At 70.2% G+C, this 15470-nt stretch carries 12 protein-coding genes; 8 read left to right on the top strand and 4 right to left on the bottom strand.

All coding sequences use genetic code 11. The features are described 5' to 3' along the window. The first annotated feature begins 37 nt into the window (after nt 1–37). The 5 genes from AQJ46_RS35520 to AQJ46_RS35540 all read left to right on the top strand — a co-directional run bounded on the left by AQJ46_RS35520 (nt 38) and on the right by AQJ46_RS35540 (nt 6086). On the top strand, nt 38–1225 hold the full coding sequence (locus tag AQJ46_RS35520) for an ABC transporter ATP-binding protein (protein WP_059209457.1): 1188 nt from the start codon (nt 38–40) through the stop codon (nt 1223–1225). Nucleotides 1226–1797: 572 nt separating this feature from the next. Beyond that, nucleotides 1798–2844 carry a glycosyl hydrolase 53 family protein gene (locus tag AQJ46_RS35525; RefSeq protein ID WP_059209458.1) on the top strand — a complete coding sequence of 349 codons (1047 nt, stop codon included), beginning with the start codon at nt 1798–1800 and terminating at the stop codon, nt 2842–2844. Nucleotides 2845–2858: 14 nt separating this feature from the next. Further along, nucleotides 2859–4199 (top strand): right-handed parallel beta-helix repeat-containing protein, encoded by a 1341-nt coding sequence (locus tag AQJ46_RS35530; protein WP_059209459.1) that lies wholly within the window; start codon nt 2859–2861, stop codon nt 4197–4199. Nucleotides 4200–4698: 499 nt separating this feature from the next. Then, on the top strand, nt 4699–5115 hold the full coding sequence (locus tag AQJ46_RS35535) for a hypothetical protein (RefSeq protein WP_059209460.1): 417 nt from the start codon (nt 4699–4701) through the stop codon (nt 5113–5115). A gap of 131 nt (nt 5116–5246) precedes the next feature. Further along, nucleotides 5247–6086 carry a pectate lyase gene (locus AQJ46_RS35540; protein ID WP_208617033.1) on the top strand — a complete coding sequence of 280 codons (840 nt, stop codon included), beginning with the start codon at nt 5247–5249 and terminating at the stop codon, nt 6084–6086. Nucleotides 6087–6405: 319 nt separating this feature from the next. Here the strand turns inward: AQJ46_RS35540 and AQJ46_RS57570 are convergent, their stop codons facing one another. Continuing rightward, nucleotides 6406–8415, bottom strand: coding sequence for an acyltransferase (locus tag AQJ46_RS57570; protein ID WP_059209462.1), 2010 nt, complete (start codon nt 8413–8415; stop codon nt 6406–6408). 133 nt (nt 8416–8548) lie between these two features. On the opposite strand from AQJ46_RS57570, the gene AQJ46_RS35550 reads away from it, so the two are divergent. Continuing rightward, nucleotides 8549–9211: an NUDIX domain-containing protein gene (locus AQJ46_RS35550; protein WP_059209463.1), complete on the top strand. Its 663-nt coding sequence runs from the start codon at nt 8549–8551 to the stop codon at nt 9209–9211. Nucleotides 9212–9298: 87 nt separating this feature from the next. Further along, complete coding sequence (locus AQJ46_RS35555) at nt 9299–10282, top strand: aldo/keto reductase (RefSeq protein WP_059209464.1); 984 nt, start codon at nt 9299–9301, stop codon at nt 10280–10282. A gap of 14 nt (nt 10283–10296) precedes the next feature. Here AQJ46_RS35555 and AQJ46_RS35560 read toward each other — a convergent pair whose 3' ends face one another. From AQJ46_RS35560 to iolC, 3 genes are all read right to left on the bottom strand, one after another. Next, entirely contained in the window at nt 10297–11082 is a 786-nt protein-coding gene (locus tag AQJ46_RS35560) for a GntR family transcriptional regulator (protein WP_059209465.1), read from the bottom strand. 35 nt (nt 11083–11117) lie between these two features. After that, nucleotides 11118–12992 (bottom strand): 3D-(3,5/4)-trihydroxycyclohexane-1,2-dione acylhydrolase (decyclizing), encoded by a 1875-nt coding sequence (gene iolD, locus AQJ46_RS35565; protein WP_208617032.1) that lies wholly within the window; start codon nt 12990–12992, stop codon nt 11118–11120. Between the two features lie 210 nt (nt 12993–13202). Next, nucleotides 13203–14180, bottom strand: coding sequence for a 5-dehydro-2-deoxygluconokinase (gene iolC, locus AQJ46_RS35570; protein WP_059209466.1), 978 nt, complete (start codon nt 14178–14180; stop codon nt 13203–13205). Nucleotides 14181–14474: 294 nt separating this feature from the next. On the opposite strand from iolC, the gene AQJ46_RS35575 reads away from it, so the two are divergent. Beyond that, on the top strand, nt 14475–15470 hold a 996-nt coding region (locus AQJ46_RS35575; RefSeq protein WP_059209490.1), incomplete at its 3' end, for a sugar ABC transporter substrate-binding protein.

Raw genomic sequence — 15470 nt, forward strand, 5'->3', positions numbered from 1 at the left:
TCGGACCCGGAAGGCATGAAGGCAAGGAGGCACCACCATGGCCGAGATCATCCTCGAGGGAGTCACCAAGCGCTTTCCCGACGGGGCCCTCGCCGTGAAGGACGTGGACCTCGAGATCGCCGACGGCGAGTTCGTGATCCTGGTCGGTCCGTCGGGATGCGGCAAGTCCACCACCCTGAACATGATCGCCGGACTTGAGGACATCACCGAGGGCACCCTGCGCATCGGAGACCGGGTCGTCAACGACCTGGCTCCCAAGGAACGCGACGTCGCCATGGTGTTCCAGAGCTATGCCCTGTATCCGCACATGAACGTCCGGGAGAACATGGGCTTCCCGCTGCGCCTGGCCAAGGTGGACAAGGACACCATCAACGCCAAGGTGACGGAAGCCGCCCGGATCCTCGACCTCACCGATCACCTGGACCGCAAGCCCGCCAACCTCTCGGGCGGTCAGCGCCAGCGGGTGGCCATGGGGCGGGCGATCGTCCGTGATCCCAAGGCGTTCTTGATGGACGAGCCGCTGTCCAACCTGGACGCCAAACTCCGGGTACAGATGCGCACTCAGATCTCCCGGCTGCAGCGGAGCCTCGGCACGACCACCGTGTACGTCACCCACGACCAGACCGAGGCGATGACGCTCGGCGACCGTGTTGTGGTCATGAGGCAGGGCCTGGTCCAGCAGCTCGGCACACCTGCCGAGCTGTACGACTTGCCGCGCAACATCTTCGTCGCGGGCTTCATCGGCTCGCCGGCGATGAACTTTTTGAATGCCACTCTGGAGGGTGGTGCCCTGCGCTCGCCCCTGGGCGACCTGCCCCTCGACGACCGTACGAGGCAGGCGCTGGACAGGCAGAACGCGCCCCGCGAGGTCATCGTCGGGCTACGACCGGAGGCATTCGAGGACGTGGCCCTGTCACACGGTGAAGACCGGACAGGCCCGGTCTTCACCGCCACCGTGGAGGTACTGGAGTCGCTGGGCTCCGATGCGTATGTCTACTTCGCCGCGGAGGGCGGGCCCGTGACGACCACCGAACTGGAGGAGCTCGCCAAGGACTCGGGCCTGCGCGACACCGGCGCCGACACCCATCAGATCGTGGCCCGCCTGGACGCCGCCACGCGTGCCCGCGAGGGCGAACCGGTAGAGCTGCAGGTCGACATGGCCAAGGCTCACGTGTTCGACCCGGCGACCGGAGCGAACCTCACGCATCCACTCAGGGCGGACTGACGATGCACCACAGGGCGCGATCCGCATCCGTGTACACGGCGACTCAACGGGCGGCTGGTCGTTGCCGACTGCGTAGGTGTCCCGGAAAGGGGATGTTCCCTGTGGGGGTGGCGCGTGGTGTCAGGCGCCACCGGCGGCCGGTGTAAGGCGCTCGTCTGAATCGGCTTGGGGCCAGTTGGGGACCACACGGTGTGCGCGATGGTGCCCGTAGGGCTATCGACGCACAACACACGCCCGGTTTGCGTCTGTCATGTGCCGACAACGCAGGTGACCCGCACTCCTGGGGGTCAAGGGGCCGCAGGTTCACATCCTGTCGTCCCGACGGTGCGAAGGGTCTTCGCAGGCGAGAGCCTGTGGGGGCCCTCTTCGTGTGTTCCGGCGCCTCTGGACGGCCTCCACCACGGCGGCAACCTCGCAGAGGCCTGCGACGACCTACAGGCGAAGTTCCGGACGGCTCCCGCCCCGGTACCGGTCAGGAAGCGGCACGGTCCGTCGGCGGGAGGCTTCCGCACCGCCTCACCCCCACCCCGACCGCCATACGGACCGGATCCGACGAACCGAGGAACCCCCACATGACCGACACCGAACGAAACGAGCCCTCCGGCTTACGGCGACGCAGTGTCCTGCTCGGCGCAGCCGCCGGCGCAGGCGCGCTCGCCCTGGGCGCAGGACCCCTGGCGACCCCGGCGCAGGCCGCGTCCTTCGTCAAGGGCGCCGACGTCAGCTGGCTGCCGCAGATGGAGGCGCGGGGCTACTCCTGGAACAACAGCGCCGGAGTGCGCCAGGACCTGTTCACCATCCTCAAGGGTTACGGCATCACCGCGATCAGCTTGCGGACCTGGGTCAACCCGTCCAGCGATCCGGCCAACGGGCACTGCTCCATCGAGGAGACGGCCCAGCTGGCGAAGCGCGCCAAGGACGCCGGCCTGCAGGTCCTCATCGGCTTCCACTTCGGCGACACCTGGAACTCGGTCGGGGTGCAGAACCCGCCGGCGGCCTGGGCGAGCATGACCTACAGCCAGATGCTCGACGCCATGTACGACTACGTGTACCACGCGTGCAACATCATCAAGTACTACGGCGTCACACCGGCCTGGGTGAAGATCGGCAACGAGACCAACTCCGGCATCTGCAAGCCGGTCGGCAGCATCAGCCGCCCCGCCCAGATGACGGGCCTGCTGAACGCGGCGTACGACATGTCCAAGCAGGTCTTCCCGAGCACGCCGGTGCTGGTGCACCTGGCGCAGCCGCAGAACCTGGCCGGCGTCCAGAACTTCCTCAACGCCTACCGGGACAACGGCGGAAGGTGGGACATCACAGGCCTGTCCTCGTACGCGCAGGGCGGCAACGTGCCCGCCGTGCTGGCCAACATGCGGACCATCCAGTCCGGTTACGGCAAGCCAGTCATGCAGGTGGAGTACGGCGGGCCGGTCGGCAAGCCCACCCAGGTGCGCGACTCGCTGCGGGCGTTCGTCACCGGGCTGCAGGGCTTCGGCGGCCTCGGCACCTTCTTCTGGGAGCCCGAGGGTTACCCGTCGTTCAACAACTACAACAGCTCGGCCTGGGACGAGAGCACACGGCGACCCACAGCGGCCATGGACGGATTCCTCAACGGGTGAACCAGGAGTCAGCGATGAGTTCTGCCACGTTTGTCGGGCGTGCCCTGCTGATCTCGGCGGTCACCCTGAGCCCCTTCGCCACCCCCGCCGGTTCGGCGGCCGTGAGCAACACCGCGGCGGCGGCCACCTATTACGTGGCCCCAGGTGGCAACGACAGTGCCGCGGGCACGCAGGCCGCTCCCTGGGCGACGATCGCCCATGCGCAGGCCGTGGCCCAGCCGGGTGACATCGTGTACTTCCGGGGCGGCACCTACCGCTACACCCGCGCGAACAGCAGCTGTACCAGCCAGACGGCCAGGGTCGACGCCATCACCCTGAACAAGAGCGGCAGTTCGGGAAGCCCGATCCGCTACTGGGCCTACCCGGGAGAGAAGCCCGTCTTCACCTTCTCGGGCATGACGGACGACTGCCGCATCAAGGGCTTTGACGTCACCGGGAGCTGGATCCACCTCAAGGGCCTGGAGGTCACCGGGGTCCGCCAGAACAACAACCTCAACCACGAGTCCTGGGGGATCTGGATCTCGGGCAGCAACAACACCTTCGAGCAGATCAACACCCACCACCACATGGGGCCCGGCCTGTTCATCCAGAACGGCGGCAACAACCTCGTCCTCAACTCCGACGCGCACGACAACTACGACACCAACTCCTCCAACGGGGCTGGGGAGAACGCCGACGGGTTCGGCGCGCACATCTCGGCGGGTAATCCCGGGAACGTGTTCCGGGGGTGCCGCGCGTGGTGGAACGCCGACGACGGCTTCGACCTCATCAGCGCCTACTCGTCCGTGACCATCGAGAACTCCTGGGCGTGGCGCAACGGGTACATGCCGGGAACGACCACCGCGGCCGGCAACGGCACCGGCTTCAAGGCGGGAGGCTACGGCGGCGACTACGACGCCGGCGCCGTCAAGCACACCGTCCGCACGTCGGTGGCCTTCCTCAACAGGGCGTCCGGCTTCTACGCCAACCACCACCCGGTCGCCAACGACTACTTCAACAACACCGGTTACGGCAATCACCCCGACTTCAACATGCTGGGAGTCGACTCCGGCGGAGCCGACGTCGGCCGGGGCAACCTGCGCAACAACCTCGCCTACACCGGCACGTTGACGTCGAACATGACCGGCACGAGTGCCGCGAACAACTCGTGGAGCCTGGGCGTCGCCCTGTCGGACGCGCAGTTCCAGAGCGTGTCGACGTCCGGCTGGGACGCGTCGCGCCAGGCCGACGGGAGCCTGCCCGTGCTGTCCAACCTCCGTCCCACGGCCAACAGCACCTTGATCGACAAAGGCGTGAACGTCGGGCTGCCGTACAAGGGGCAGGCACCGGATCTCGGTGCCTTCGAGATCTCCTGAACCGAGTGCCGTTCCCGGTCAGCCGCCGCTGGCGAGCGCTCCGGCGTTGTCAGTGGCGGCTGCCATGATCCGACCATGCTCCACAACACCCAGGAGACGGGCCTCGCAGGGCGGCTGATGCGTGCGCTGACCGAGCCGGGATTCGAGATCGAGGTCCCGTACGCCGAGCTGCCGCGGCGGAAAGGTCGACGAGAGTCGCGCACGCGATCGAGCACGCCGCCGGGGACCGCCGGCCGCGCTACACACCCGACGCGTGCCGCCGGATGTTCGAGGTGCTCGTGGAGCGGAGCGAGGAGCGCGTCTGGGTGGACCTCACACAGGGCGTGCAGGCGCTGGAGCAGTGCACCGGCCCGCTGCCCGGACGTCTCCACCCCGGTCCGGACCCTGGTCGAGACCCTCCTGGCCAAGAACACCATGAACCAGCTGCATGCGCTGATCGCGGTCGCGCGGCTCGCGGGCGAGGACACCCTGCACGCTGTCGTGGAGCGTCTCGCAGGGCATGGGCCCCATCGTCGCGGACGAGATCGCCGTCGTCGGTCTCGTCCCGGCCGAAGAGGCCCGGCTGTCCGAACTGGACCGGCAGCACAGGCTCGTCCAGGCACCGAACGCCCCTGACCCATGGCAGCCGTTCGCCGAGAACCCCGCCTACATCGCGTTCGCCCGCCGAGCCCTGGAGGCGGCGGCCGACCGTGCCGAGGCGATCCACGCCGGCGAGATCCCCTACCGGGGAATGATCGACTTTCTCGCGGATCGACGGCAACCCCTGCGTGGCGGGCGGCGACTAGTGGGGCAGGAGCGCACCCCCACTGCCTCTGCCGAACGTCCCGATTCGCGAACGAGAGTCACCACATGGGCACCAGAGGAACCGCGCGTAAGCCGCATCGCAAGAAGCCCTCCCGCCGCCGAGGCCTCCTGATCGGCACGCTGGCCACGATCCTGGTCGGCGGTGCCGTCATCGGCGGTGTGCTGCTGACGACGTCCCCCTCCGGGCCGCGCGCGGGCACCTACCGGCTGGGCGGTGCCACGGGGACGGCGTCCCCGCCGCCCATGACCGCGTCCCCTTCCCCGTCGTCCTCCGCATCCCCGTCTCCGTCCGTATCTCCGTCGGCTTCAAAGACGTCGGCCTCCCCGAGCGCCTCCGCATCGGCGAGGAAGAGCGCCTCCCCACCCGCGCCGCCCACGTCCGCCGCCGGATTCGCGGCCTGGCCCACGGCCACCGGTGATAAGGCGGTCGCCACCACCATCGAGGTCTCCGGCACCTACGACGGCACCCTCAAGCGCTTCTACGGCTCGGGCGGCCTCGGCAGCGACAGCCAGGACGAGGACCAGGGCCCGCTCTTCGAACTCGCCGACGGGGCGACGCTGAAGAACGTCATCCTCGGCTCTCCGGCCGCCGACGGCGTGCACTGCCTGGGCAGTTGCACCCTGCAGAACGTGTGGTGGCAGGACGTCGGCGAGGACGCGGCGACCTTCAAGGGCACGTCGGCCTCCGCGACGTACGTCGTCGACGGCGGCGGTGCGCAGAAGGCGGACGACAAGGTCTTCCAGCACAACGGCGCCGGAACCCTGACCATCAGGAACTTCCAGGTCGCCGACTTCGGCAAGCTCTATCGTTCGTGCGGCAACTGCAGGACGCAGTACGAACGCCATGTCGTCATCAGCAATGTGAAGGTCACCGGGCCCGGCAAGGACATCGTGGGCGTCAACGCCAACTACGGGGACACGGCCACCCTCTCGGGCGTGACCATCGTCGGGGACAGCGGCAGGAAGATCACCGTCTGCGAACGCTTCCAGGGCAATGCGTCGGGCGCCGAACCGTCCTCACTGGGCACCGGGGCGGACGGCACGCACTGCCGGTACAGCGCGTCGGGCATCACCTACCGGTGACGGCCACGCCCTCGTCCGGTGGGTCCGGCGGGCTGCGGGGGAGTTCAGTCGGGTCAGTCGGATCGGTGGGGGCGGGGCTGATGTCCTACCGGGTGGGCCGGTGTCCCGGGGATTCCGGCGCCCGTCGGAATCGGTCGGCTTCGAGGCGCTGTCGGGTCGGCTCGGCACCGGGGCCCGGTGGGTTGCCAGACTCTGGGGCCCTGACGGGTCGGCCGGGCCCGCGATATGCCGTGCTGGTCGGCTAGGGGCCCATGTTCCGTTGGGACGGACGGGATGCTGATGTTCCGTCGATCGGCCGGGGCCCCGGCGTCCCGTCGGCTCAGCTCAGGCCCGCGATTCCCTGTCGGGCCGGTTCTGGGCGGTGGATGCCGCGGGGGCGGTAACCCAGTTCGCCGGAGCGGCCCAGCAGGTCGGCGAGGTACCAGACGATGGCCAGCCACATCTCCGTCCCCTGGAGCCCGGGCTCGGGTCCGGGGCCGGCGGCGCCCGGGCCGAAACCGAAGCCCCGGCCGTCCTGCCAGCGCGGCAGGACCGTGGCCAGCTGCCGCTCGGCCCAGTCGTCGATCTCGCCGGAGCGGTAGCCGTCGGCACCCCGCCCGAGCTGCTGGATGCACAGCCACAGGGGGTGGGCGACATCGAGCACATTGCAGGCGTTCTCCCGGCCGGAGCCGAAATGCCGGGCGTCGCGCGCGTGGTCCAGGACCGCGTCCACGACCCGTTCCGGATACGGCACCGGCAGCCCGAACTGCGCGAACGAGCCCCGCGTCAGCCGGTAGTAGCCGTTGACCACCTGGAGCCGTCCCTCCTCGGCAGAGGGGCTGCCCCACATTCCGGTCCAGGGATCGGCCCTGGTCAGCAGCCAGCCGAACAGCGACTCCGGCGTCCCGGGGCCGTTGTCGCCGTCGTCGTCGTGCCGCAGGTTCCAATGGGCGGCAGTAGCAAGGCTGTCGACCCAGGCGCCTGCGCCCCACGCACCCGTGCGCCAGGGCAACGCATCCAGTCGTACAACGAGTTGGCGTGCCGTCATGTCCCGTACGCCGCGCACCGGATGGGGGAGGCTGGGGCCCAGCAGATCGAGGGCGTAGCCCACGCACAGCACGTGGTAGAGCGCCGCTCCCTCCCCGATGAACCCGTCGGCGTCCGCCACCGGCAGCGGCTCGCCGAACTCCGGCACGAGACCGCTCTTCGGATCCTGCAGCCCGCTCAGCCGCCCGATGTGCTCTTCGGTGGACAAGTGCTCCGGTGCCACCCCGAGCAGCAGGTCGGCGATCTCCACGGCGTCGCAGTGAGCCCGCACGGTGGGAGCGGCGCCGGGCCGATCGACGTACCGCTCACCGTCCCAGCAACGGTCGAGGAGTCCGGCGGCTTGATCCCGGGCGGTGTCGGCGAAGGCAGCCAGGGTGGCTGTGCGGGGGTCGGGTGCGGGGCGGCTGGTAGGCGTACGGTCGCCCCCTGGCCGTATCCCTGAAAGACCCGCCACGTCAGCACCCGCAGTCGCCTCGGCGCCCGCTGCCCCCGCCACCTGCACCGCCCGCCGATCGTGCGGCGTCGGCTCCGGATCGCCAGCTGCCGCCCCGGGCGCGGCGTCGGGCGCCGGGCGGTTCGTCGGCGTACGGCCGTCATCCGGACGTATCCCTGGCGCAGCCGCAGCCGCAGCCGCAGCCGCAGCCGCAGCCGCAGCCGCAGCCGCAGCCGCAGCCGCAGCCGCAGCCGCAGCCCCAGCCGCAGCCGGATCCACCTCCGCCGTCCCCGTCCCCCGCACCTCCCGCCGGTCCCGCAACACCCGCGCGGGATTCCCCGCCGCCACCGACCACGCCGGCAGGCTTCTCGTGACCACCGCGCCCGCCCCGATCACACAGTGATCGCCGATGGTCACGCCGTCCACGACGATCACCTGCGAGCCGATCCAGACGTCGTCGCCGACGCGGATGCCCCGGCTGGTGAGCGGCTGGCGGAAGACGGGCCGGTCGGGAGCCATGGAGTGGTTGAAGCCGAGCAGTGAGGTGTGGGCACCGATGCGTACGCCATGACCGAGGACGACGTCACCGCGCACCGTGGTGAAGGGGTTGAGCGTGCAGTGGGAGCCGGTGTCCAGCTCCCCGGTGACATAGGCGTGCGCGGCGATGTACGAGTCGTCGCCCAGCCGCAGCCGGTCCGGGAACACCGCCGCGGACTCGGCGACGTAACACCGCTCCCCGATCCCGGTGTCGCCGCCGACGGCCCGCTGCACCTCCCGCTGCGCGGCGCGCTGTTCTTCGGTCGCCTCGTCGGCGAAGAGCCAGGGGCAGTGGTCGAAGTGCCGTATGGACGGCTGCGACGGATGATCCATACGAGCACGCTAAGCAGCGCTGGGCCCGCCGGGGAAGGGGTGCCGTGCGCGACGCGGCCCGCCCCGGAATGGTAGAAGCGGTCATGACCAACTCGCACTTCTCCTGCACCTCCTCCCGGCCGGCAGGTGTCCGATGACCGAGGGCATCGACACTCCCGACAGCCGGGGCCGCACCGGACTCGACCGCACCGGCCTGAACCTGACCGGCAACCCGCGCGTCAAGGTCCGCGACGTGAAACTGCTGTCCAGTCACTGGTACGTCGAGCGGGCCACGACCTTCGACATCCAGCACGCCGACGGGAGCTGGAGCACTCAGCAGCGCGAGACCCACGACCGTGGCAACGGCGCCACCATGCTGCTGTACGACACGGAACGTGAAACCGTCCTGCTCACCCGTCAGTTCCGCTTCCCGGTGTATGTCAACGGACACCCCGACGGGCTGCTGATCGAGACGCCCGGCGGCCTGCTCGACGACGATGACGAGCACCCCGAGATCGCCGTGCGGCGCGAGGTCGTCGAGGAGACCGGGCACACCATCGGCGAGGTCCGGCACGTCTTCGACGTCTACATGAGCCCCGGTTCGGTCACCGAGCGCGTCAGCTTCTACGCCGCCGAGTACGCCCCGTCGACCCGCACGCACGAGGGCGGCGGCCTCGACGAGGAGGGCGAGGACATCGAGATCCTCGAACTGCCCTTCCGCAGGGCCCTGGAGATGATCCGTACCGGGGAGATCGCCGACGCCAAGACCATCATGCTGCTCCAATGGGCGGCCCTGGAGGGCCCGTTCGCCAAGTGAGCACGCGGGCCCTTGACTTGAAGTGCGCTTCAAGATGAAGACTCCCGGGTGTGCCCCGAAGACGGGTACACACGGGAGGAAATCATCATGAAGTACCGCACCATCGGCGCCGACCCGGCGACCCGCCGCGAGGTCAGTGTCCTCGCGCTCGGCGCGATGCTGTTCGGCTCACGGACCGACGAGGAGACCTCGTTCGCCGTCCTCGACCGCTATGTGGAGGCCGGCGGCAACTTCATCGACACGTCCGACAACTACGCCTTCTGGGAGGACGGCGGCCAGGGCGGCCAGAGCGAGGAACTGCTCGGCCGGTGGCGGCGCAGCCGCGGCGTCGGAGACGAGATCGTCTTCGCCACGAAGCTCGGCGCCCGGCCCCTGGCGCCCGGCACGAGCTACGTCGACAACGCGGAGGGACTGTCGGCGAAGGTGATCCGGGAGTCCGCGGAACGCAGCCGGGAACGCCTGGGCGTGGCGAAGCTGGACCTGCTCTACACGCACATCGAGGATCACCGGGTCCCGCTCCAGGAAACGGTGGAGGGATTCGCCGAACTGGTCGCCGAGGGCACGGTGGGCCTGCTGGGCGTGAGCAACCACGCCGCGTGGCGGGTGGAGCGTGCCCGCGCCCTGGCGGCCGCGGCCGGTCTTCCCGGCTACGAGGTCCTCCAGTACGCCCACAGCCACCTGCGCCCCCGCACCGACGTCCCGGATCCCCTCTTCCCCGACGGCAGCCTCGGCCACGCGGGCGCGGACCTGTTGAGCTATCTGCGCGCGGAGCCCGGCCTCACCCTGGTCGCGTACTCACCCCTCCTGAAGGGCGCCTACACCCACCCGGACCGTCTCCCCGCCGACTTCGACCACGCGGGCACGCCGGCTCGTCTGAAGGCTCTGACCGAGGTGGCGAAGGAGACGGGCGCGACCGTCAACCAGGTCGTCCTGTCCTGGCAGGCAGGCGGCGACCTGCCGATCATTCCGCTGGTCGGGACGTCGTCCGTGGCCCAGCTGGAGGAGAACCTGGCGGCGATGGATCTGGAGCTCACGGGAGAGCAGCGGGCGCGGCTGGACTCGGCGCACTGATCCTGCTGCCCGGTTCAGGGTCTGACCAGCAGCCGGAAGTCGAAGGCGTACCGCGACGCCCGGTAGATGTGGGTGCCGTATTCGACCGGGCGGCCGGTGTCGTCGTAGGCGGTGCGTTGCATGGTCAGGACCGCCGCGCCCGCCTGTTCGTCGAGGCGGGCGGCCTCGTCCGCGGTGGCGGAGCGGGCACTGATCGTCTGGCGGGCGCTGTGCAGGGTGATGCCGGCGGTGCGCAGCATGCGGTAGAGCCCGGTGGCCTCCAGACGGTCGCTGTCGAGGTGGAGGAGGCCGGTGGGCAGGTAGTTGCAGAGGAGGGCCACCGGCTGGCCGTGGGTCAGGCGCAGGCGCCCGAGCGCCGTGACCTCGCTGCCCTCCGGGACCGCCAGTGCCGCCGCCACGTCCGCCGAGGCCAGGACGGTCTCGTTGCGGACCACCCGGGTGGCCGGACCCTGCCCGGCCGCCTCCAGGTCGTCGTAGAGGCTGCTGAGTTCCAGGGGGCGCTTGACCTGGCTGTGCACCACCTGCGTGCCCACCCCGCGCCGGCGGACCAGCAGGCCCTTCTCCACCAGGGTCTGGATGGCCTGGCGGACGGTCGGGCGGGACAGGCCGAGGCGGATCGAGAGGTCGATCTCGTTGCCCAGGAGGTTTCCCGGGGCGAGCTTCCCGTGCTCGATCGCCTCCTCCAGCTGCCGGGCGAGCTGGTAGTACAGCGGCACCGGACTGCCCCGGTCCAGGGCGAAGTCCAGGCAGTCGAGCGCGGGGGCGGTCGCGGCACGTGAGGTGTCGCGGGGCTTCGCCATGGGGGTACCTCCCTCAAAGGGTCGGGGGCGGGTTGTCAGAGGTGGGTGCGGCGAGCGGCTGCCTGACGGTCGTACTCCGTCCTCGCCGCTACGGCGGCCTCGCGCGACGCCGTCTCCGCCACCGGCACGTCCCACCAGGCCGCTGCAGGGGGAGCGGTCGGGGTCGCGGTGTCCGTCTCGACGTGGACGCAGGTCGGCCGGTCCGAGGCACGGGCGGTGGCGAGGGCCTCGCGCAGCTCCCGTACGGTCTTGGCGCGCAGCACGTCCATGCCGAGGCTCGCCGCGTTCGCGGCCAGGTCGACCGGCAGCGGGGCGCCGCTGAAGGTGCCGTCGGCCGCCCGGTAGCGGTAGGCCGTGCCGAACCGCTCGCCGCCCACCGACTCCGACAGGCCGCCGATCGAGGCGTAGCCGTGGTTCTGGATGAGGACCAGGTTGATCGGCAGGCCCTCCTGGACGGCGGTGACGAGTTCCGTCGGCATCATCAGGTAGGTGCCGTCGCCGACCAGCGCCCACACCGGGGTGTCCGGGGTCGCCTGCTGCACGCCGATCGCGGCCGGGATCTCGTAGCCCATGCAGGAGTAGCCGTACTCCAGGTGGTACTGGCGGGGGCTGCGGGCCCGCCACAGTTTGTGCAGGTCGCCGGGGAGCGAGCCGGCCGCGTTGATCACCACGTCCTCGTCGCCGACGACCGCGTCCAGCGCGCCCAGCAGCTGGGTCTGGGTGGGTACCGCGTTCTCGTCCGCGGCTTCGAAGGCCCGGGTCACTTCCCGCTCCCAGCGTTCCTTGCCCGCCCGGTACTCGGCCTCGTAGGCCGCGTTCACGCGGTGGCCCCCCAGCGCCGACGCGAGCGCCTCCAGACCCGCCCGCGCATCGCACACGACCGTCCGCGCGGCCAGCTTGTGGGCGTCGAAGGAGGTGATGTTCAGGTTGAGGAATTGGACGTCCGGGTTCTGGAAGAGGGTGCCGGAGGCGGTGGTGAAGTCGGAGTAGCGCGTGCCCACCCCGATGACCAGGTCCGCGGTGCGCGCGAGGTCGTCGGCGACCGCCGTACCGGTGTGGCCGATGCCGCCCACGTCGGCGGGGTGGTCGTGGCGCAGCGAGCCCTTGCCCGCCTGGGTGGACGTGACGGGGATGCCGGTGGCGTTCGCGAAGGCCTTCAACGCCTCCTCGGCCTCACTGTGGTGGACCCCTCCGCCCGCCACGATCAGCGGGCGCGCGGCCCCCAGGATCGCCCGCACCGCCTCCGCCAGCTCCAGTGGGTCGGGTGCGGGACGCCGTACCCGCCACACCCGCTCGGCGAAGAACTCCTCCGGCCAGTCGTACGCCTCCGCCTGCACGTCCTGCGGGAGGGCGAGGGTGACCGCGCCGGTCTCGGCAGGGTCGGCGAGGACCCGCATGGCCTGGAGGGCGGCGGGGATCAGGGCCTCGGGGCGGTGGATGCGGTCGAAGTAGCGGGACACCGGGCGCAGGGTGTCGTTCACCGACACGTCCGCCTCCGTCGGATGCTCCAGCTGCTGCAGGAGCGGGTCGGCGGCGCGGGTGGCGAAGTAGTCGCCGGGCAGGAGCAGGACCGGGAGGCGGTTGATCGTCGCCAGGGCCGCGCCGGTGACCAGGTTCGTGGCACCCGGGCCGATCGACGTCGTGACCGCCTGGGCCGACAGTCGGTTCAGCTGGCGGGCGTGGCCGACGGCCGCGTGGACCATCGCCTGCTCGTTGCGGCCCTGGTGGAACGGCATCGCGTCCTCACCGGCCTCCAGGAGGGCCTGCCCGATGCCGGCCACGTTGCCGTGGCCGAAGATGCCCCAGGTCCCGGCGATCAGCCGGTGCCGCAGGCCGTCCCGCTCCGTGTACTGGACGGACAGGAACCGCACGAGGGCTTGGGCGACGGTCAGGCGGGTGGTGCTGCTCATCAGGACTTCTCCGGTGCCGGGTAGAGGGGGAGGCAGGGTGCGGTGGGCTGGTCGGGGTGGGCGCGGATCAGCCGGGCCCGCGGCGATGTCGGGGTGGTACAGGGAGTGGCTGGGCTCGGCCACGGGCCGGGAACCGTTCGCAGCCGGGTGCCGGGATCGTCGTACGGCGATCCCGTGGCCCGTGCGCGAAGCCGCCGGCGGACGGGCCGGTCACGGCGCGACGCCGTTCAGGAGACCGTCGACCTCCGCCTGCGTCGGCATCGCGGAGGAGCAGGCGAGGCGGGCGGCGACATGCGCGCCGGCCGCGTTGGCGTACCGGACGGTCCGCTCCAGCTCCCAGCCGGACAGCAGCCCGTGGCACAGCGAGCCTCCGAACGCGTCGCCGGCACCGAGGCCGTTGACCACCTCGACCGGGACCGGCGGGACCTCGGCCGTCGTGCCGTCGCGGTGCACGGCGAGGACGCCCTTCGGGCCCTGCTTCACGACGGCGAGCTCAACGCCGGCCGCCAGCAGGGCCTCGGCGCACGCCCGGGGTTCACGCTCCCCGGTGGCGATCTCGCACTCGTCGAGGTTGCCGACTGCGACGGTCGCGTGCCGCAGGGCCTCGGCGTAGTACGGGCGGGCTTCGTCGGGGTCGGCCCAGGCCGTCTCGCTCCACAGCTCGGGCCGCCAGTCGAGGTCGAAGACCGTGGTGCCCGCCCGGTCGCGGCACTTCAGGGCGGCGAGCGTGGCCGAGCGGCTCGGTTCCTCGCTCAGACCCGTGCCGGTGATCCAGAAGATCCGGGCGGCGCGGATGGCGAAGTAGTCGAGCTCGTCGGTGTGTATCTCCAGGTCGGGAGCCTTGGGACGGCGGTAGAAGTACAGCGGGAAGTCGTCCGGCGGGAAGATCTCGCAGAAGGTGACCGGCGTCGGGTAGGCCGCCACGGGAGTCACCCAGCGGTTGTCGACGCCGAACTCCGTGAGGGTCTGATGGAGATACGTACCGAAGGGGTCCGCTCCGGTGCGGGTGATGACCGCGGTGGAGCGGCCGAGCCGGGACGCGGCGACCGCGACGTTGGCGGCCGACCCGCCGAGGAACTTGCCGAAGGACTGGACCTGCGCCAGAGGCACCCCTGACTGCTGCGGGTAGAGATCAACTCCGATACGGCCCATACTGATCACGTCGAACTGCTGGACTGGCTCGACCATGCGCGACGCTCCTCGATCCGACCTGGGGACGGGCGGGCCCTACGGGCCCGCTGCATCCCCAGGTGTAGGACTCGAAGGGTGACGCTGTCAATAGTTTGTACTTACATTCGGACCTGCTTGTGAAATGATGTCTTAACAAAGTATTGACAGCGGGCGCGCTCGGGGATTGGATTCCGTCCCAACGCAACTGCCGTGATGTCGCGGCACTCGACCCGGAACTCCCGAGGTCCCGGGCCATGAATCCCACCCCCTTTCCCGACGTTCTCCCCGTCGCACAGTGAGGTGCAAGGAAAGATGGACCGCTCTTCTCTCTCCCGTTCGCGGAGATTCGCTCCCGCCGTGGCCCTGGCTGCGGCCGCGGCCCTGACGCTCGCCGGCTGCTCCAGCAGCTCGGGCGGCAAGAAGTCCGAGGAGAGCGCGGACGGCGCCTCCGCGGGCAAGGCAACCACCCCCCGGATGACCATCGCGCTGGTGACCCACCAGTCGCCCGGCGACACCTTCTGGGACATCGTCCGCAAGGGCGCCCAGGCCGCCGCCAACAAGGACAACGTCAAGTTGGTCTACTCGGCCGACCCGAGCGCGGCCAACCAGGCCAACCTGGTCCAGAACGCCATCGACCAGAAGGTCGACGGCATCGCGATCACCCTCGCCAAGCCGGACGCCCTCAAGGACGTCGTGGCCAAGGCGAAGGCGGCCGGCATACCCGTCGTGGGCCTCAACTCCGGTGTCAGCGACTGGCAGAAGCTCGGCCTGATGGAGTTCTTCGGCCAGGACGAGTCCGTGGCCGGCGAGGCACTCGGCAAGCGGCTGAACGAGGCCGGCGCCAAGAACGCCGTCTGTGTCATCCAGGAGCAGGGCAACATCGGCCTGACCCAGCGCTGCGACGGTGTGAAGAAGACCTTCACCGGCAAGCTGCAGACGCTGAACGTCAACGGCACCGACATGCCGTCCGTGAAGTCGACGATCACCGCCAAGCTCACGCAGGACAAGTCCATCGACTACGTCGTCACCCTCGGTGCGCCCTTCGCGCTGACCGCGGTGCAGTCGGCGTCCGACGCGGGCAGCAAGGCCAAGATCGCCACGTTCGACCTCAACAAGGACCTGACGGGCGCCATCAGCAAGGGCACCATCGAGTTCGCCGTCGACCAGCAGCCCTACCTCCAGGGCTACCTGGCCATCGACTCGCTGTGGCTCTACAAGAACAACGGCAACTACATGGGCGGTGGCGAGCAGCCGGTGCTGACCGGCCCGGCCTTCGTCGACAAGTCCAACGTCGACGCGGTGGCCGCC

The organism is Streptomyces canus (genome assembly GCF_001514145.1).
GTDB classification, from domain to species: Bacteria; Actinomycetota; Actinomycetes; order Streptomycetales; family Streptomycetaceae; genus Streptomyces; species Streptomyces canus.